At 57.1% G+C, this 16,925-nt stretch carries 19 protein-coding genes, 1 tRNA gene and 1 pseudogene; 8 read left to right on the top strand and 13 right to left on the bottom strand.

Annotated elements, in window-relative coordinates:
• Positions 1-2 precede the first annotated feature (2 nt).
• The 3 genes from CU102_RS00110 to CU102_RS00100 are packed head-to-tail and all read right to left on the bottom strand — an operon-like array spanning position 3 to position 3,939.
• Positions 3-1,148, bottom strand: a complete 1,146-nt coding sequence (locus CU102_RS00110) for an ABC transporter permease (RefSeq protein ID WP_106708950.1) — start codon at positions 1,146-1,148, stop codon at positions 3-5.
• On the bottom strand, positions 1,145-2,899 hold the full coding sequence (locus CU102_RS00105; protein WP_106708949.1) for an ATP-binding cassette domain-containing protein: 1,755 nt from the start codon (positions 2,897-2,899) through the stop codon (positions 1,145-1,147). Before CU102_RS00105 ends, CU102_RS00110 begins: the two co-directional genes overlap by 4 nt.
• Positions 2,896-3,939, bottom strand: coding sequence for an HlyD family secretion protein (locus CU102_RS00100; RefSeq protein ID WP_106709393.1), 1,044 nt, complete (start codon positions 3,937-3,939; stop codon positions 2,896-2,898). The genes CU102_RS00105 and CU102_RS00100 overlap by 4 nt, the downstream gene beginning before the upstream one ends.
• 92 nt (positions 3,940-4,031) lie before the next feature.
• Here CU102_RS00100 and CU102_RS00095 point away from each other — a divergent pair, with 92 nt between their 5' ends.
• On the top strand, positions 4,032-4,715 hold the full coding sequence (locus CU102_RS00095) for a CerR family C-terminal domain-containing protein (RefSeq protein ID WP_166648302.1): 684 nt from the start codon (positions 4,032-4,034) through the stop codon (positions 4,713-4,715).
• On the opposite strand, the gene CU102_RS29590 is transcribed toward CU102_RS00095, so the two are convergent.
• The gene (locus tag CU102_RS29590) at positions 4,709-4,876 is read right to left on the bottom strand and encodes a hypothetical protein (protein WP_166648303.1); all 168 of its coding nucleotides are present in this window, start codon (positions 4,874-4,876) and stop codon (positions 4,709-4,711) included. The two genes, CU102_RS00095 and CU102_RS29590, sit on opposite strands and share 7 nt — an antisense overlap.
• A 212-nt stretch (positions 4,877-5,088) precedes the next feature.
• Positions 5,089-5,460 carry a hypothetical protein gene (locus CU102_RS00085; RefSeq protein ID WP_106708946.1) on the bottom strand — a complete coding sequence of 124 codons (372 nt, stop codon included), beginning with the start codon at positions 5,458-5,460 and terminating at the stop codon, positions 5,089-5,091.
• Between the two features lie 199 nt (positions 5,461-5,659).
• Between CU102_RS00085 and CU102_RS00080 the strand changes: the two genes are divergently transcribed.
• The 5 genes and pseudogenes from CU102_RS00080 to CU102_RS00060 all read left to right on the top strand — a co-directional run bounded on the left by CU102_RS00080 (position 5,660) and on the right by CU102_RS00060 (position 10,227).
• Positions 5,660-5,750 (top strand) — tRNA-Ser (locus CU102_RS00080).
• A gap of 97 nt (positions 5,751-5,847) precedes the next feature.
• A pseudogene (locus CU102_RS00075) lies at positions 5,848-6,283 on the top strand (transposase); the annotation flags it as partial.
• Positions 6,284-6,588: 305 nt separating this feature from the next.
• On the top strand, positions 6,589-7,734 hold the full coding sequence (locus CU102_RS00070) for a TRAP transporter substrate-binding protein (RefSeq protein WP_106708945.1): 1,146 nt from the start codon (positions 6,589-6,591) through the stop codon (positions 7,732-7,734).
• Between the two features lie 106 nt (positions 7,735-7,840).
• Positions 7,841-8,485: a TRAP transporter small permease subunit gene (locus CU102_RS00065; protein ID WP_166648304.1), complete on the top strand. Its 645-nt coding sequence runs from the start codon at positions 7,841-7,843 to the stop codon at positions 8,483-8,485.
• On the top strand, positions 8,482-10,227 hold the full coding sequence (locus CU102_RS00060; protein WP_106708943.1) for a TRAP transporter large permease: 1,746 nt from the start codon (positions 8,482-8,484) through the stop codon (positions 10,225-10,227). The genes CU102_RS00065 and CU102_RS00060 overlap by 4 nt, the downstream gene beginning before the upstream one ends.
• 159 nt (positions 10,228-10,386) lie before the next feature.
• Here CU102_RS00060 and CU102_RS00055 read toward each other — a convergent pair whose 3' ends face one another.
• Entirely contained in the window at positions 10,387-11,181 is a 795-nt protein-coding gene (locus tag CU102_RS00055; RefSeq protein WP_106708942.1) for a DUF1194 domain-containing protein, read from the bottom strand.
• 204 nt (positions 11,182-11,385) lie between these two features.
• On the opposite strand from CU102_RS00055, the gene CU102_RS00050 reads away from it, so the two are divergent.
• Positions 11,386-11,898, top strand: coding sequence for an OsmC family protein (locus tag CU102_RS00050; RefSeq protein ID WP_106708941.1), 513 nt, complete (start codon positions 11,386-11,388; stop codon positions 11,896-11,898).
• A gap of 206 nt (positions 11,899-12,104) precedes the next feature.
• Here the strand turns inward: CU102_RS00050 and CU102_RS00045 are convergent, their stop codons facing one another.
• The 7 genes from CU102_RS00045 to CU102_RS00015 form a co-directional block, all read right to left on the bottom strand.
• Positions 12,105-13,154 carry a calcium-binding protein gene (locus CU102_RS00045; RefSeq protein ID WP_106708940.1) on the bottom strand — a complete coding sequence of 350 codons (1,050 nt, stop codon included), beginning with the start codon at positions 13,152-13,154 and terminating at the stop codon, positions 12,105-12,107.
• A gap of 356 nt (positions 13,155-13,510) precedes the next feature.
• Positions 13,511-13,837: a hypothetical protein gene (locus tag CU102_RS00040; protein ID WP_106708939.1), complete on the bottom strand. Its 327-nt coding sequence runs from the start codon at positions 13,835-13,837 to the stop codon at positions 13,511-13,513.
• 151 nt (positions 13,838-13,988) lie between these two features.
• Positions 13,989-14,228, bottom strand: coding sequence for a hypothetical protein (locus CU102_RS00035; protein ID WP_106708938.1), 240 nt, complete (start codon positions 14,226-14,228; stop codon positions 13,989-13,991).
• A 10-nt stretch (positions 14,229-14,238) separates the two neighbouring features.
• Positions 14,239-14,565 carry a hypothetical protein gene (locus CU102_RS00030; protein WP_106708937.1) on the bottom strand — a complete coding sequence of 109 codons (327 nt, stop codon included), beginning with the start codon at positions 14,563-14,565 and terminating at the stop codon, positions 14,239-14,241.
• Between the two features lie 62 nt (positions 14,566-14,627).
• The gene (locus tag CU102_RS30180; protein WP_106709392.1) at positions 14,628-14,831 is read right to left on the bottom strand and encodes a hypothetical protein; all 204 of its coding nucleotides are present in this window, start codon (positions 14,829-14,831) and stop codon (positions 14,628-14,630) included.
• Between the two features lie 341 nt (positions 14,832-15,172).
• The gene (locus CU102_RS00020; protein WP_106708936.1) at positions 15,173-15,487 is read right to left on the bottom strand and encodes a DUF982 domain-containing protein; all 315 of its coding nucleotides are present in this window, start codon (positions 15,485-15,487) and stop codon (positions 15,173-15,175) included.
• A gap of 110 nt (positions 15,488-15,597) precedes the next feature.
• On the bottom strand, positions 15,598-15,843 hold the full coding sequence (locus CU102_RS00015; protein WP_106708935.1) for a YMGG-like glycine zipper-containing protein: 246 nt from the start codon (positions 15,841-15,843) through the stop codon (positions 15,598-15,600).
• A gap of 422 nt (positions 15,844-16,265) precedes the next feature.
• Between CU102_RS00015 and CU102_RS00010 the strand changes: the two genes are divergently transcribed.
• The gene (locus tag CU102_RS00010) at positions 16,266-16,652 is read left to right on the top strand and encodes a hypothetical protein (RefSeq protein WP_106708934.1); all 387 of its coding nucleotides are present in this window, start codon (positions 16,266-16,268) and stop codon (positions 16,650-16,652) included.
• The last annotated feature ends 273 nt before the right edge of the window (positions 16,653-16,925 follow it).

The following is a 16,925-nucleotide window of genomic DNA, read 5'->3' as shown; positions in this document are numbered from 1 at the left end:
TCCTACCCGAGCTTCTTGCGTGTGGCGAAGACGGAGGCCGTCATCAACACAGTGGCCATGATCGCGAGAACTGCAGCATTGGGGAGGATGACGGCCCAGATGTCGCCCGCAAGAAACAGCGTCTGCAGCACGCTGACAAAATAGCGCGCCGGAAAGATGTGCGTGATGACCTGGATTGCCAGCGGCATGCTCCGGATGTCGAACATGAATCCCGACAGCATCATGGCGGGGAGAAACGTGATGATGAGGGTAATCTGGCTGGCGACGAACTGGTTCTTGGTCAGGGAAGAAATCAACAGGCCGATGCCCAGCGCCACCAGCAAATAAAGCATCGACACCAGAACCAGGATCCACAGCGACCCTCGCAGCGGAACGCCGAACAGCACCTGGCTGCCGACAACCGAGAGTGCAAGCCCGAGCATGCCAAGGACGAAATAGGGCACGGTCTTGCCGAGCAGGATCTCGCCGGGCCGGGCGGGGGTAACGAACAGTGCCTCGAATGTGCCGCGCTCCCACTCCCGCGCAATCACCAGTGCCGTCAGCAGCGCACCGATTAGCGTCATCACCAGAACAATCAGCCCCGGCACCAGGAAATAGGTACTATCGTTGGCTTCGTTGAACCAGAGTCGCGTCTGCAGGTCGATCGATGCGCCGGTGTTGAGGACCTGGCCGGCCGCCGCCTCGCGCGCCAGCCATGTTGCGACGGCGCCTTGCGCATAGCCAAGCGCAATACGCGCCGTGTTGGCGTCGCTGCCATTGACGACAACCTGTATTTCCGCCGTACCCGCCTGCACATCACGGGCGAACTGCATCGGTATGCGCACAATGCCGTCGACCGTCTTGTTCATCAGCAGCCGCTCTGCTTCCGCCATTGTCTTGACCTGATGCGTCTGGAAATAGTCCGAAAGCTCAAAGCCTGAGACTGCCCCGCGCGCTTCGGCAGACGATTCTTCCATCAGCAGCGCAACTGGCAGGTTCTTCAGGTCGAATGAGAGGCCGTAGCCGAACAGCACCAGCAGGACCATCGGCATGACGATGCCGACGGCAATGCTGCTCGGATCGCGCACCACCTGCCAGGATTCCTTGCGCACCAGGGCGAGGATGCGCCGCAAACTGCCTTGGCCAAGCCTTGAGGAGGAGGTCGTCATGCCGCTTTCTCCCTGGTCTCGCGCCGGGATTCCTCGACAATGGCGATGAAGGCGTCCTCCATATTGGGTTCCTCGCCATTTTTGGGCTTGGCATGGGCGCGGATTTCGGCGGGCGTTCCTTCAGCAAGGTTGCGCCCGGCATCGAGAATGATGATGCGGTCGCAATATTCGGCCTCTTCCATGAAATGCGTGGTGACGATCACGGTCACGCCCTGTTCGGATAGGGCGGTGATCCGCCCCCAGAACTCACGCCGCGCCAAAGGGTCGGCGCCGCTCGTCGCTTCATCGAGGAAAAGGATATCCGGTTCATGCAGCAGCGCTGCCGCCATGGCGAGACGCTGCTTGAATCCGCCCGGCAACTGACCGCTCGGCAATGTCGCAAGGTCGCCGAGCTCAAACTGGTCCTTTGACCAGGCGATGCGCTCGCGCTTTCTTTGCCCGCGCAGGCCGTAGGCGCTGGCGAAGAAGTCGAGATTTTCATCGACGGATAGGTCGCCATAGAGCGAGAATTTCTGTGCGACATAGCCGAGCTTCTGCCGGGCTTCCGCGCGCGAGGTGCGCAGGTCCGCACCCGCAACGCGCAGCGTACCATGGGTCGCCGGCATCAACCCGCACAGCATACGGAAAGTCGTGCTCTTGCCGGCACCATTCGGGCCGAGCAGCCCGTAAATCTCGCCGCGCTTCACCTGGAAGCTGACGTGATTGACTGCGGTGAAATCGCCGAAAGTCCGTACCAGATCATGGACTTCCACCGAGATTTCAGCACCGCCTGCTGGTTTCGGCTTGTCCAGCGCCACGTCGCTGGAGTGGCTCTTCGTTGCCACTGCGCTGAACAGCACCATGAATCCGTCTTCGAATCGCGCCTGCACCGGCTCCAGTTTGACAGGCTCGCCATCGATGCGGATATCTCCCGCATGGTCAGGCTGCTTCACGACGCGCACTTTTCCGGCCTCCGGCACCGCATCGGCAACGCCCTCCTGCCGGAACAGCCGCGCCTGCAGCGAACGGGCATTCATGCCATTGCCGGGCGTTACGATGAAGACGTTGTCTTTGGCTTTGGCGGTGATCTCGCCGGGTTTTCCCTGGGCCAGAACCTTGCCGAGATGCATCACCACGGCATGGTCGCACAGTTCCGCTTCGTCGAGATAGGAGGTGCTGACAACGACTGTAAGCTGGTCTTCGTGCACGAGCTTGGTGACGATGTCCCAGAGTTCCCGCCGAGACAGTGGATCGACGCCCACCGTCGGTTCGTCAAGCAGCAACAGCTCCGGTGAGCGGACAAGGGTGCAGGCAAGGCCGAGCTTCTGCTTCATGCCGCCGGATAGCTTGCCTGCGAGCCGCTGGGTAAACCGTCCGAGGTCGGTCATTTCCATCAGCCGCGGGTAGATTTCCCTGCGCTGATCCCGGGAGATGCCATGCAGATCGGCATAGAGGTCGAGATTCTGTTGGACGCTCAAATCCTCGTAGAGCCCGAACTTCTGCGGCATATAGCCGATGCGGTTCTGGATGTTCTGCGGATCAGCCGCGACATCGACATCGAGCACGCTGAGCTCTCCGCTGTCGGCCGTCATCAAGCCGGCAATGAGGCGGAGCAGCGTCGTCTTGCCGGCGCCGTCAGGTCCAACCAACGCGGTCAAAGTACCTTGTCTGGCCTCGAAGGAAACGCCTTCGAGCGCCTTGACGATTTCGCCTGTGTCACGGCGGAAACTCTTGTGGATGGATCGCGCCGCGATGGGAGAGGCGGTAGTCATGGTTTTGCCTTGGCATCCACGCTCTTGCCATTCTGGGGCAGGGGCTTTGGCGCAGCATCGGGCAGCAGCGTAACTGTGGACGGCATGCCGAGCCGCAACATGTCGTCCGGATCCTCGACGAAAACCCGCACCTCATAAACCAGGCTGGTACGCAATTCCGGTGTCTCGACAGTCTTCGGCGTGAACTCCGCTACCGGCGAAATGAAGCCGATCCAGCCGTTGAGTCGACGATCCGGAAAGCTGTCGGTCGTCACCTTGGCTCGCATGCCCGGGCGGACATGCCCGAGATTTGTCTCCGAAACATAGGCGCGAACCCATTTCGTCCCGATGGTTGCCAGTGAAAACACCGGCTTTGTCGGCGCCGCCATTTCGCCAGGCTCCATCAGGCGTGAGCGAATGACCGCATCGAAAGGCGCAACGAGCTCGGCATCGGCCAGTTGCTGGCGTATCAGCTCGAGCTGCGCCTCGCTGCCGCGCAGCTGTGCCTCGGCCTGTAGCAGTTCCTCGGCGCGCGGCCCGGCAATGGCTAGCTCAAGCTCGCTTTGCGCCATTTCGACCTTGGCATCAGCCATTGCCGCGGCTGCCTTCGTCGTATCGAGCTCCTGCTTGCTGATCGTGGAGTTCACCGTCAACGCGACCCGCCGCTCCAATTGTATGTTGGCGTTGGCTGCATCAGCCTTGGCGGAAGCGAGATTGGCGCGTGCCTGCGTAATTTCCTCCGGGCGGCTCCCATTGCGCAATTTCAGCACCATGGCGCGTTGGGAAGCCACCGTAGCGTCGGCTTCGCGAACCTGCGGAGCGAGGCGGCTGGTATCGAGACGGGCCAGCACCTGGCCCTTTTTCACGATGTCGCCTTCCTCGACCAGAACCCCGGCAATACGCTCCGAGCCATTGAAGGCGAGCGAGGCCTGCCGGAAGTCAACATTGCCGTAAAGCGTCAAATCTCCGTCGCCGGCCGGCCGGTGCGTGTACCACCAGGCGCCACCGCCGATGGCGGCGAGGACGAGCAGGAGAATGAATATTCGAAAGGGTTTGCTCATAAGCGTAACCATAACCGAACATGGTGAATATGTCAAATTTGAATTTCAATTTTAACTTTCAAAAAGCTCGAATCACGTGTAGACTGCTTTCCATGGTACGGAAAACACCACGAAAACTTCCCGGCCGCCGCGAAGACGGCGCCACGACGAAAGCCCAGATTCTCGAGGCTGCAGGTGCGGTTTTTGCTGAAAAAGGCTTTGACCGTGCGACCGGCAAGGAGATTGCGGAGCGGGCAGGGAGCAACTCGGCGGCAGTCAACTATTATTATGGCGGTATCGAAGGTCTTTATGCCGAAGTGCTGGTGGAGGCGCACCGCCGCCTCTTGACCTATGACAGGCTCATCGCACTGGCCGAAGGGCCGGGGGAACCGATGCAAAAGCTGAAGACGTTGATCGGTCTCATTGCGCGCACGATTACCGGCCCGGCGACGGCGTCGTGGGCATTGGGCGTGCTCGGTCGCGAGATCCTTTCGCCGTCGCCGGCCTTCGCAGTTTTGCTCAAGCGGGAGATACTACCGAAGAAACTGGTGATCACCAGTATTGTCGGGCAAATTCTGGGATTGGAGCACAATGATCCAGTCGTCACCCGCTGTGCGCTCAACATCATCGCGCCGTTCGCCATGCTCATCCTTGGCAACAGGCAGATATTCACCGAGGTTCTGCCGGGCCTCAACCCGGCGGAACCCGGCGCACAGGACGCGATAGTCGAGCATTTTCAGCGCTTTGCCCTTGCGGGTCTTGATGCAACAGCCAAGGCGCTGCGTTCAGATCATTGATGCTTGTGTTTGAAATCCCATTGTGGCCGGTCCTGGGGAATTTCGATTTTCTTCTTTGCTTCCTTGTCGGATTTTTGAGTCTTGGCAATCGCTTCCCGCAATACCTGCCATTCTCTTTCGTGGCGCTGATAGACATCCTGCGGAACAGTTGGTGTTGGCATTCTGCGTTCTCCATGATGGGAATTCGTGCACCCGATAACGATCAAATAGGACGTCAGTTCCGCCGGTTCCATTCAAGATTTGCAACGGCCATTTACAGATGTGAGACACCGCCTGGTTGCGCGCAAGCCATACCTCGCAGCCGATGTGTTGAGCATCGAAAGTGCAGAAAATCGCATCGGATGGCCTCCGCAGTCGAACTCCTGAACGGGTTTTAACTGCGCGCTTTCAACGCCTCGTAGCCAATGCGGACCTTCTCCGCCAAGGTCAACAGCCGGTCCTTGCAGGTCTTCGCGTCGAGGTCCGAGGGCTGCTTCGGTCCTGCTATCACGTCCTTGAGCCAGCCGCGCACAGTCCGGTCCGCATCATCGGGCGATCTGCCGAGTGTTTTTAGGATGGTTTCGCTGCTGTCGATTGCCGAATAATGCGGCTCGCGGCCGAGTGCATCCTGACATTGATACGAGATAATGACGAGGCCCTTGGCGTCCGCAATCACCTGGCTCTCGCTTGCGCCCTTGCTGCCGCTTGTCGAACACGCCGAAACCGCGATAGCCATCGCCGCGCCTGCCAAAACTGAAAATCGCATCCTGTCCCCCCAATCCCTCGACTCAAGGCTATTCAACCCTTGCGCCGGTGTCGAGAGGGGAACGCCGCACGCGAAATTGCCATCATTCCGCGGCGCCCGCAAAACGTTTGCCGGGTAGCATCCGGCGAACTTGCATTTTTTGCGGGAAGCTGAACAAAATCCTTGCCAACGATAGGTTTCATCTTTAGTCAGCGTCCTCGGAGAGGTGGCCGAGTGGTCGAAGGCGCTCCCCTGCTAAGGGAGTAGGGCTCAAAAGGCTCTCGAGGGTTCGAATCCCTTCTTCTCCGCCAGTTGAAGCGTTACCGGGCTACCTGGCCAGCACTTCGCCGCAGTCGCGGATTGATGTCCTCATGTGCGAAAATGACATTCTGGGCGGCCGGTGCGATGGATGTTCAACTCAATCTCGCCTACCGTTTGTTCTGCCGGTTGGACTGGACGGCAAGGTACCGGACCATTCCAGCTTCTCTAAAAACCGCCATGGGCGTTCCGGCAAAGCAATATCCTTCGGCATCTGTTCGAGACGGTGGTCGAACGCTGCCTGGCACAGGGGCTCGTTGGTGCTGAGGGCTTTGCCGTCGATGCCAGCTTGATTGCTGCCGATGCCAACAAACAACGGTCGGTACCTGGCATGGAATGGAGTGTCCAGGAGGCGAAGGACAATGCCGGGCGCTCCGTACAGGAATATCTGGCGGTACTCGATGATACGGCCTTCGGAGCGGCCTCGCCAATGACGCCGAAGTTCATTTCCCCGTCAGACCCGGCAGCTCAGTGGACCGGCGCACATAAAGGCCACGTCATTCTCGATGTTGAAGCCACCCGTGCACCGACAGGAGGCTAGTACGAGAGTTGCAAATCAGTCAATAGCGGCGTGTTACCGTGTGTTCGCAATGGCCGTCTGCGCCATTTCTGACCGCCTGTACCCTTCGGGAAAGCAGTCATTCAATGGCTCGGCTACCCCTCGTAAAAGAGGGGTCACAATTCACAAGTCCAGCAATATTGAATTGCAGTATTTGTATGCGGTCGACCTTTAATCTTTGCTTTGGCCCTCATCGAGTAGTCTTTGCTTGTGCAGTCATTGAGTAGTATCGTCTGAGGTGGGCGCAAGGCCCGGGCTTCTGGGAGGAACCAATGAGCAAATCAAAGACCCAATCATGGGACAAGACCTCGCGCCGCAAGTTCCTGGGCGGGGCGGCCGTGGCCGGCGCTGCGATCATCGCTGCACCAAGCGTCGTCAAGGCGCAAGGGCCAGTCAACATGCGCTGGCAGAGTACATGGCCATCCAAGGACATCTTTCACGAGTTCGCGCTGGATTTTGCCAAGAAGGTCAATGACATGACTGGCGGAGACCTCAAGATCGAAGTGCTGCCGGCGGGCGCAGTGGTACCTGCATTTGGCCTGCTTGACGCGGTGTCACAAGGAACGCTTGACGGCGGCCACGGCGTGGTCGTCTACCACTACGGCAAACAGGCGGCGCTGGCGCTATGGGGCTCGGGGCCGGGCTTTTCCATGGATGCCAACATGCTGCTGGCGTGGCACAAATATGGCGGCGGGAAGGAGCTCCTCGCAAAGCTCTATGAATCGATCGGTGCCAATGTCGTTTCGTTCCTCTATGGACCGATGCCGACACAGCCGCTCGGCTGGTTCAAGAAGCCCGTGGCCAAGGTCGAGGATCTCCAGGGACTGAAGTTCCGTACCGTTGGCATCTCCATTGATGTCTTCACCGGTCTGGGTGCTGCGGTCAACGCGCTGCCGGGCGGTGAAATCGTCTCGGCATTGGACCGTGGACTGCTCGACGCGGCTGAATTCAACAACGCCTCGTCTGACCGGGTGCTTGGTTTTCCCGACGTGTCCAAGATTTGCATGCTCCAGAGCTATCACCAGAATGCGGAGCAGTTCGAGATCCTGTTCAACAAAGCGAAATACGACGCACTGCCTGAACAAATGAAGGCCATCATCTCCAACGCCGCGGAGGCCGCTTCGCAGGACATGCACTGGAAGGCGATCGACCGCTATTCGAGAGACTACGTAGAGATGCAGACCACCGACAAGGTCAAGTTCTACAGGACGCCGGAAGCGATCCTCAAAAAGCAACTGGAGGTCTACGACGAGGTCGTGAAGAAGAAGGCGGCGGAAAACCCACTGTTCAAGGAAGTCATCCAGTCCCAAATCGCCTTTGCGGAGCGGGCAACGCGATGGGAACAGGACACCGTCGTCAACCGCCGAATGGCCTTCGATCACTATTTCGGAGAGAACGCGGCGGCGAAGAAGATCTGACGCGCAGCTCGAACAAGGCATCGTTGGGAACGTGATCGGGGATGCTTTGTTCGGCTAAAATATCTCGCCATCGGGGGCACGCGTGAACGTTCAACATTTTCTGCATATGATCGATGCAATCAGCGTGTGGGTTGGAAAGGCCGCGGCGTGGCTCATCGTCGGGCTGATGATGCTCGTCTGCGTCGAGGTCTTTAAGCGCTACATCATGAACATGCCGACGGCGTGGATATTCGATGCCAGCAGCATGTTTTACGGCACGTTGTTCATGCTCGCCGGCGCATATACGTTGGCGCAGAACGCCCATGTGCGCGGCGACTTTCTTTATAGTTCGATGCGGCCAAGGACGCAGGCAGGGCTTGATCTGGTCTTGTACATCGTCTTTTTCCTGCCGGGGATCGCCGCCCTCGTTTACGCGGGCTATGACTACGCAGCACTGTCCTGGCGGATCGGCGAGCACTCAACCGTGACGGCGGAGGGCCCACCGATCTACTACTTCAAATCAGTCATTCCGCTGGCGGGCGCCCTCGTGATGCTTCAGGGCCTGGCCGAGATCGTGCGTTGTCTCGTCTGCCTCAAGACGGGGGAATGGCCCGGACGGCTCAAGGATGTAGCTGAGATCGACGTGGTCGAGGAGCAACTCGCGCACAGCGAGCACGTGGATGAGGAAACGCGCAAAGTCGCGATCGAGCGCGCACAGCAAATTGACGAGACGGCGCGTAAACGTGGTTCGGGGGGAGATTTGCAAACGTGACCGATCCAATTCTCGGAATCACGATGCTCATGCTCATCGTGGTCGTTATCATCATGGGATTTCCGACGGCCTTCACCCTGATGGGCCTCGGCATGTTTTTCGGGTTCTACGCGTTCTACAACCCTGCGGAACATTGGATCGACAATCGCGTCTTCGATCTGATGGTCCAGCGCACCTATGGCGCCATGACCAACGACGTTCTGATATCCATCCCGCTGTTCGTACTCATGGGTTACGTGATGGAACGCGGAGCATTAGTCGACAAGATGTTCTACAGCATCCAGCTTTCGTTCCGGCGTGTGCCGGCGTCGTTGGCCGTTGCGACACTCATCGTCTGCACGTTCTGGGGTATCGCCAGCGGTCTCGTTGGGGCGGTGGTAGTCTTGATGGGAGTGATTGCATTCAACCCGATGCTGCGGGCAGGATACGATGTCAAGCTCGCTTCCGGCGTGATCACGGCGGGTGGCACACTGGGTATCCTGATCCCACCTTCGGTCATGATCATCGTCTATGCGGCAGTCGCGGGGCAGTCCGTCGTTAAGCTCTATGCCGCCGCCATGTTCCCCGGTTTTTTCCTGGCTTTCCTTTATCTCGTCTACATTCTCGCCTGGGCGACCATCAATCCCAGGATCGCTCCGCCCTTGCCGGAGGAACAAACCAAGGTACCGGTGCCAGCCTGGATGCGAAGCTTTCAGACGATCTACTCACGTAACATGTTGGTTGGACTTTTTTCGGCGTTGGTCTCGCCGGCAAGGGCGATGGCACTCACGGCGGAGAACGGACCGCTGACTTATGGGAAGCTGCTCAAGAATTTCTGTGCTGCGCTGATACCCTTCGCGCTGACAGCGGGCACCTTGTTGCTGGTGTGGTGGTATGTCGTGATCCATCAGCAAGCATCGGCCGATGCCGAAGCACCGGCAGGCCTGGAGCAGCTGGGCTCGCCGGTGACGGAGGCCGGACCGGTCGCGGCTGCTGGGCCTGCGACAGGTTTCTACGTCTCGTTCGCTATCATCGCGGCAATCGCTGCTGTGATACTCGTCCGTTATTATCGGAATATGGACGCCTCCCGGCTTGAGGTCGTGAAGCTTCTGACCGCCTCCGTCATGCCGCTTGGCATTCTCACCGCGGTCGTGCTCGCCGTCATCTTGTTTGGAATCACGACGGCTACCGAGTCGGCTGCCGTGGGGGCCGCGGGTGCATTTCTGTTGGCGTTCCAGGCCCGAACGCTTAATTGGAAGCGCACCAAGGAGGCGGTGTTTCTGACCGCGAAGACCACGGCCATGGTGTGCTGGCTTTTTGTTGGATCGGCACTGTTCTCGGCTGTTTTCGCAATTCTCGGCGGTCAGGCGCTGCTCGAGCAATGGGTCCTGTCGCTTGACCTGTCACCCATACAGTTCATGATCTTGTCGCAAGCAATCATATTCATTCTCGGCTGGCCGCTCGAATGGACCGAGATCATCATCATCTTCGTGCCAATCTTTCTACCGATGTTGAAGCATTTCAACATCGACCCGGTTCTTTGGGGAGTGCTGGTCTTCGTGAATTTGCAGGCCGCATTCCTGTCACCCCCCGTCGCAATGTCGGCCTTCTATCTAAAGGGTGTCTCCCCACCGCATGTCACACTCAATCAGATATTCGCAGGCATGATGCCTTACATGCTGATCGTCATCGTTTGCATGATCATCATGTACGTCTGGCCCGGCATAACGCTGTGGCTTCCGAACTACCTTTATGGCGGTTGAGGAAGCCCACCCTTCCTCGGACGCGTTCCCGACTGTACTTGTTAGCATAGCGCCGGCATCTTCTCCGCCATTGACTTGGACAATCGGCGCCAGCGGCCTGTTCAATCGACCCATTCGAAGTCGCCTTCTGCCAACCATTTTCTCGTTGGATACGCGCACCTACTTTCCGATCGACTGTTCCTGAAGTTCTTCGCCCACAAGGCAGTTGTATGGTTCCGTGTATTGCACGCGCTGCAATCCCAATTGCGGAACGCCGCTTAACTTGAGCCCTGAAATCTCTCTCACGAGCTTGTGGCGAATTGCCTCCGGAAAGTGGCGGATATCCGTAGCTCTCAATACAAATGCTCCGTCCCCGCCGATGACGCATTTTTCGTAATAGACATCGATATCCGGAATCGACGCCGAATCCGGTGCTTTCTCCAACATGATCGGCAGACCGTCGATGACGATCCCCTCGGCGATGGACGCATTGCGGGCGACCGACACCGGAGCTCCAGCATTGTTGGGTCCGTCGCCGGACACATCAATGACACGGCGACTCGCTTGATATCTGTTGGATCGAATAAGTTCTCTCGCGAACGCCAAAGCATTTGAGATGGATGTAAAGGATATCCGCCTCATCGGCTGTCGGCGCAACTCCTCGGCAAATCGAGCCGCAGATGCTGCACTGTCAATGGGGGTCCACGGAACGACCTGAATGGCCGAGCCACCCCACTCAACATAGGTCACCGCAATTTTGCCGAGTGCTCCGCCGCGCAAGGCCCTGACGATTTCGGGGCTTAGGAACGCCGCCGCATAGCCTGCACGTTGAACTCGCTGCTCTTCGATACCCATCGAATAGGAGACGTCAACGGCAATAACCAGTTCGAGATCTACGGCCATTGGATACTGTTCGGCAGAACTACTCCCGCCCAGGGCTAAAAAGGAGGCAATAACCGCCCATTGCAGTCTCATTACCTTGTCCCCAGTCACCTCATTGAGTTATCCGGCTGAGCCGCAAGTCTCAACGAGCGGCGAGTACCACGACTATACCGGCAATTGATGTTGCTGCCAGCTCGGTTGTCGCCCACCATGGCACGCGATCCGGAAAGATATCGCTTGATAATATGCTGATGCAGGACAATCGTGAGACACTCAGAGTGCGGAAAGGGTACCACGATGGAAGCTACCGTGCTGCGCGCAATTCAGGCTCCGATCAAGGAACGCTATAAAGCCAATCCGGAAGACGCATACATCACGTTGAAAGCCCGCGGTACACTCGACGATCAGAACATCGCGTGCAAAGTGGAAACTGGAAGGCTCCTTGCGGTCGCGGGGCTCCATCCGGCGACCGGCGGAACCGGTCTCGAACTGTGCTCCGGTGACATGTTGCTCGAAGCGCTTGTTGCCTGCGCCGGCGTTACTTTGAAGGCCGTGGCGACGGCGCTCGATATCCCGCTTAAATCCGGTGTCGTCTCTGCGGAAGGGGACCTCGATTTCCGGGGCACGCTCGGCGTTTCCAAGGATGTGCCGGTTGGTTTTGCGCAGATTCGGCTGGTCTTCGACATCGAAACAGAGGCCTCGCAAGAAGAGCTTGCCCAACTCGTCAAACTCACTGAGCGCTACTGCGTCGTCTACCAGACCATCAGCAGCGGCACGCCCGTTGCGCTCAAGCTACGGCGTACCGAATGATCCGCTCGACTGGACAGAGCCATGTTGAGTCTGTCTGCAATGTTTTCGATTAATGGCACTGCCGAGTTGCTGCTCTTCGGCTGGTGACTGTACTCGGTTGGCATGTCTTGGCGGCCGTCGAATTTGACCCAGCGTATCGTCGCCAGCCGCGTTTTTATCGAGCCCTGACCAGATTAAGCAATTCTCAAGACTCACATGCCCTTGCGTCACGTAATGAAATCGTCGGCCGATATGTCGTGGTCCTGGCTCGCATGGACTTCGAGCAAGAAATCAGCGATCCCGTCGCCATTGATATCCGCTTCAACTGTCCAATGATTGTTCGACGATGCAGCTTGATCAGACATTGCAGCCGGCGCCCTGAACATTTGGAGTGAAGGCTCGCCTTCGCCGTGCGCGCCTGCAAAAAGCGCTGACAGATCGATCCGGTCACCTTCGCTCGAACTGAAATCAGTTATCGTATCGACTCCAGGTGATTGGCTGGAAAAACGAAAGGTATCCGCGCCGTTGCCGCCAGTCATCGTGTCGGCGCCATCACCTCCATCTATGACATTATCGGCATCATTCCCGACGATTGTATCATTGAAGCGGCTGCCGACGTAATTTTCCACATCGAGCACGAAATCACGTCCCACGCCATCCGGGTCGGTGGCTTGCGAATAGTCCAGCGTGTCGATGCCGTCTCCGCCAGAGATTACATTACCACCGCCGTTGCTGACGATCGTGTCGTTACCCGCGCCGCCCACGATAACATCCTGGCCAGGACCGCCAACGAGGAGATCGTTTCCATCCCCACCCCAGAGAAGGTCGGGTCCCCAACCGCCCTCGAGCATATCGTCGCCGGCGCCGCCGCTCAGCCAATCTTCTCCATCACCACCAGCGATGAAATCGTCGTCGTTACCCCCGCTGATTTTATCATCGCCATTGCCACCACCAATGCGGTCAATTCCATCGTCGCCATTGATGCGGTCGTCGCCGTCTCCTCCAGAGAGCCAGTCCTCACCGGACCCCCCATCCAAACTGTCATTTCCACGGTTTCCGACGAGGTGATCGTTGCCATCCCAGCCCGCGATCAGGTTATCCTCCGCGCCACCAGTGAGCCAGTCGTCCGCCTGCGTGCCGTGCAGCGCGCCACTCGGAGCGGCCAATGAAATGGCGGGATTCCCGTCGTTTTCTCCTTGATCCGGGAAGAAAAGCCGAGTTAAACGTTCGAACTCTGACGTGTAAAACTCAGAATGGCTATCTGTGAATTGACTCATTTGATATTCCTCCTCAATAAGTAATAATATAAGAGTTTAAGTCGATGATAGTAACATTTTGATGAAGAGCAGTTACATTATTGTTTCGTAAAACGATGTAGTTTTGAAGTAATTTTGAATGATGAGTTGCTGTAGAAAATCGAAAAACAATGGCGCGTTATTGTATTTTCTATGGATGCAGATCGCAATAATCAGCAGGTCGGTTCGAATTCAACCTGATGCGGTGCACAGTGTCAGCCGTGACTGGGGGGCTGCTGCAGAAAGGAGAGGGAGTGTTCGCTGAGCCCATGAGCCCGGCGTCATGAATTCCTGCTATGGAAATCCTTCACAAAGGTCAGTCCCAAATTGCGATTACCTCATGCCCTTGGTCCACTGCCAAGCCGCAATTGCCCGAAGATCGTAGTCGCCAACCACGCCCTGACAGCGGCAGGGGAGACTTTCAAGGATCCGTCCTCCACGCTCGACGTCGCATCGATGATAGCGCCGCGGAAATCCTCCAATCCACGGATGCCTTTCAGGTCCTCTTCGGTAAGGTTCATCTGATACTTGGGGGCAGGCAACGCTTCATCATCATCCAGGATGTGTCTCTCGATACCTTGATACTTCCCGGGGGGCAGTAGGACACCGTCGACTTCAGTTTCAGATTTGGCGACGAACGTCACTTTCCGAATCTTTGCTGCCATCTGAATCTCCTCGTTGACTGGAGTTTGGCGTAACCGTACAGCTGGAGGCGGCAACCTTCGGCTGCCGCTAATAGTTTGGACCGTGATGCTCCTGCTTTCAATCCTCGAAACACATTTTCGTGGCATTTGACGCGGATCGGTCCCTCAAAACTCAACTTCGCGCACGTCTCGTAAGACGCCAAATCAGATAGAGAGCGCCGGAATAGATGGCGCTTCCCGCAAGCGGAATGCCGTAGACGGCGCCGGTCAATTGGCGGTCATGCTCATAGAAATCTGGATGCAGGTCGTCCGCAAACAAAAGCGGAGCAAACAGATAACCAATGAAGTATCCGAGAAGGGCGCACACCGGAACAAGAACGATTGCGATCCCCAACACGTAGATGTAGCGCATCGTGAAGATCCTACTGATATGACGGAACAGTGAAGGGCGGGAAGCGAAGTGAATCCTTCTCGCATTTGTGCCATTGCATATCGGCGTTCGATTGCCCGTCTTTACCAAGGCAAACGCCGCGCTCGTTTAGCGCCGCGCCATAGATCGAGCGTGAAAGACAACCGACGGCCACACGCACATCTTCGCTGTTTCGATGTTTGCAAGCGTTGTCGGCAGCCCGCCAGAGATCGGTCAATTGCTCATTGGTCTCGGTTGCATTGGGAAATTGAGGTGCCGTATCAGCGTAAACAACGGAAGCAATCGTGCTTACAATCGCTGCGTGAACAAGTGCCCGCATGAGATCCTCCCAGCCACCCGTGCAGACAGGCAAACGCTCTGACAAATTCAAGGATTAGCTGATCAAGCCGGTGAGGCGATGGCCAGAATGATGGCAATTACCAGCAATAGCGGTCCCATCCATCTGAAATGGTTTACGAGGTTTCCAAGCCAGGCGTTCTGGGCACCTTGACCTGGGGTGGGAAACGAAAGATAGCCGAAACCTACGGCTGTCATCCATAGTCCGGCGCAAAACATAATGAACTCATCTATGTAAGCTGCAATCACGGCTGCTCTCCCTCGCTCAATGTTGCGCGCACGGCATAGGAAGTTCGCCCAGACTATCGCCAAAGGCAAGGGCGTAACGGATGCACTGGTTGATACCGGCCAAAGGCAGAACGCCGCTCGATTGAAGACAGGACTTTGCTGCACCTTTCGAAGCTCAGTCAGCTCATGAGCGCATGGAAGCCCATCGCAAGAGCAACTGAAGCGACGACAAAGGCCAATAGAATGAAGTCCGCTTTATCCAACTGCGGCATGTGGTGGTGACGAGGAACTTTACTAAACTTCAAGATGAGTGCTCCATCAAAACGGCCGAGAATTATAGCATATTCCGGGAGCCTCGATGTTCAACGTTTCGCGATCCGCGCCTTCGCTCTATGCCAGTGCTGAGGCCTTCCTGTCGCTGCCGGCCGCGATTGAGTCTCCAGGAAGATGCGCGCTTCTTTCGCCGCTTCGACGAATGCCACGCGGGCAACAGCAGCCGAGCATTCACCGGCCAGGCATTTCAACAGGATAGCCTTGGCTGTCGTCAGTTTTGGCCCACTTTCGTCCTGCGGCCAATTCTCCAATATGTATTTCGCAGCATCATAGGCAGAGGTGATGCCTATGGCCTTGCCGTCGCGCAGGACAGAGACGATTTTGAACAGTTTGTAATCTTCCATGGTTCAAACGGTATCAGAATGCCTGCGCTCCGGCAGTAGCCTGTTCGGACTAACGAGCGGCGCCGATTTGCAGCCCCACACCCTATCATTTTGCACTCCGGATGCTGCGTTTATCGGCAGCGTGCCGTGTAGATGCGGCCGTTCCGGTCCCGGTATTGGCAGTACCCGTTCCGGAGGTTGCGGACCAGCAGACCGGTAAGCGCGCCGGCTCCGGCGCCAATCAAAGCACCTTCTCCGCCGTCTGCAATGCCGCCAATGATGGCGCCGGCAGCGGCGCCCACGGAGACGTCTTTTTCGGTTGTTGTGCAGCCGGCCAGAGCCGCGACGGTGGCGACTGTTATCATTAGCTTTCGCATTGGGTATACGTTTCGCGCAATACGATTGTTCGCGACCGGATTCATGGCTTGTCCTCCTATTTCGTATGGTTACACAACTGGATCGCGCGCCCGATGGGCGCATACTAGAAGAGCAATGCCATCCCTTTGGAACTGCATTCGCCAGACTCAAAGTGTATGTTGGCGTGTGGCAACTTCAAGCGAAATTATCGTTTGCCAGGTTATCATCTCACGCTTGTCAAGGATTGACGTGTCCTTTGCCTTTGCATAGGCATTTAAGACGGGCCATAATGCGACCAATCATGACGACTTCGGTATTAGCAGCAAAGTCGCCGGCCACAGCGTCTGTGCCGATCATGGTTTTGTTCCATGTAGTTCCCACGCGCACGGTATGATCCGTGGCAGGCTCTCTTGCAAGCTCGGGCTGATTGGAGGAGCGATCAATGACAGCAGCTATCAATACGCGACTTGCGTTGTTTGGAATCGGCATGTTTGCGGCCCTTTCAGGCAGCTCTCATGCTGCAAGTTATGCTGAATACCTGTTTGGGGAAAAGTTTGAAGCACATATCCGTGAGATGGTCGCAGACGGCATCACACGTAAGGATGCAGGCTACATCGCATACGCTGCCTTGGCCCGTGGTTCGTACGAACTATGCGGCGATCACTTGTTTCCGAAGAGTTTGGCTTATGGCAGCTATCTGCAATCGCTCAAAGAGACATCGCTGCCGCAGCCGGTTGTCGATCGGCATATGCGCGCTTTCGAGAACATCATGAAGGCAGAGTTTCAAAATGAGCGGGAACTCATGCGCTATTGCGGATCACGGCCGTAAGTCCGGGTGCCGGACACGATCGGCCGGCCTTGCGGGGAGGGGCTCCTACTCCACGATTTTCCAGTATGAATCCTTGCGGGTGACCTTGCCGTCGCGAAATGTGTAGAAGTCACAACCCTGGACCTACTTTCTCGTCCCATCGAGGCTAGAGCGGATCATTGCTTGTCGGAATCGCACCGGGATTCCCAAATCAGTTGATATGTGATTCATCATGGATGCTGGGATTGGAGGCCAGCATCCATGACGCGACCCTATTCCAATGATCTTCGTGAG

It is taken from the genome of Phyllobacterium brassicacearum, assembly GCF_003010955.1.
Classification (GTDB): domain Bacteria; phylum Pseudomonadota; class Alphaproteobacteria; order Rhizobiales; family Rhizobiaceae; genus Phyllobacterium; species Phyllobacterium brassicacearum.
This window is presented reverse-complemented; position numbering and strand designations above follow the sequence as displayed.

Excerpts from the sequence above, each read along its gene's own strand:
- CU102_RS29590 (WP_166648303.1), bottom strand. The coding sequence starts at position 4,876 with ATGCCAACACCAACTGTTCCGCAGGATGTCTATCAGCGCCACGAAAGA.
- CU102_RS00065 (WP_166648304.1), top strand. The coding sequence starts at position 7,841 with ATGATCGATGCAATCAGCGTGTGGGTTGGAAAGGCCGCGGCGTGGCTC.
- CU102_RS00030 (WP_106708937.1), bottom strand. The coding sequence starts at position 14,565 with ATGCGGGCACTTGTTCACGCAGCGATTGTAAGCACGATTGCTTCCGTT.
- CU102_RS00015 (WP_106708935.1), bottom strand. The coding sequence starts at position 15,843 with ATGCGAAAGCTAATGATAACAGTCGCCACCGTCGCGGCTCTGGCCGGC.
- CU102_RS00010 (WP_106708934.1), top strand. The coding sequence starts at position 16,266 with ATGACAGCAGCTATCAATACGCGACTTGCGTTGTTTGGAATCGGCATG.
- CU102_RS00085 (WP_106708946.1), bottom strand. The coding sequence starts at position 5,460 with ATGCGATTTTCAGTTTTGGCAGGCGCGGCGATGGCTATCGCGGTTTCG.
- CU102_RS00105 (WP_106708949.1), bottom strand. The coding sequence starts at position 2,899 with ATGACTACCGCCTCTCCCATCGCGGCGCGATCCATCCACAAGAGTTTC.
- CU102_RS00110 (WP_106708950.1), bottom strand. The coding sequence starts at position 1,148 with ATGACGACCTCCTCCTCAAGGCTTGGCCAAGGCAGTTTGCGGCGCATC.
- CU102_RS00035 (WP_106708938.1), bottom strand. The coding sequence starts at position 14,228 with ATGCGCTACATCTACGTGTTGGGGATCGCAATCGTTCTTGTTCCGGTG.
- CU102_RS00070 (WP_106708945.1), top strand. The coding sequence starts at position 6,589 with ATGAGCAAATCAAAGACCCAATCATGGGACAAGACCTCGCGCCGCAAG.
- CU102_RS00040 (WP_106708939.1), bottom strand. The coding sequence starts at position 13,837 with ATGGCAGCAAAGATTCGGAAAGTGACGTTCGTCGCCAAATCTGAAACT.
- CU102_RS00020 (WP_106708936.1), bottom strand. The coding sequence starts at position 15,487 with ATGGAAGATTACAAACTGTTCAAAATCGTCTCTGTCCTGCGCGACGGC.
- CU102_RS00050 (WP_106708941.1), top strand. The coding sequence starts at position 11,386 with ATGGAAGCTACCGTGCTGCGCGCAATTCAGGCTCCGATCAAGGAACGC.
- CU102_RS00045 (WP_106708940.1), bottom strand. The coding sequence starts at position 13,154 with ATGAGTCAATTCACAGATAGCCATTCTGAGTTTTACACGTCAGAGTTC.
- CU102_RS00095 (WP_166648302.1), top strand. The coding sequence starts at position 4,032 with ATGGTACGGAAAACACCACGAAAACTTCCCGGCCGCCGCGAAGACGGC.
- CU102_RS00100 (WP_106709393.1), bottom strand. The coding sequence starts at position 3,939 with ATGAGCAAACCCTTTCGAATATTCATTCTCCTGCTCGTCCTCGCCGCC.
- CU102_RS00055 (WP_106708942.1), bottom strand. The coding sequence starts at position 11,181 with ATGAGACTGCAATGGGCGGTTATTGCCTCCTTTTTAGCCCTGGGCGGG.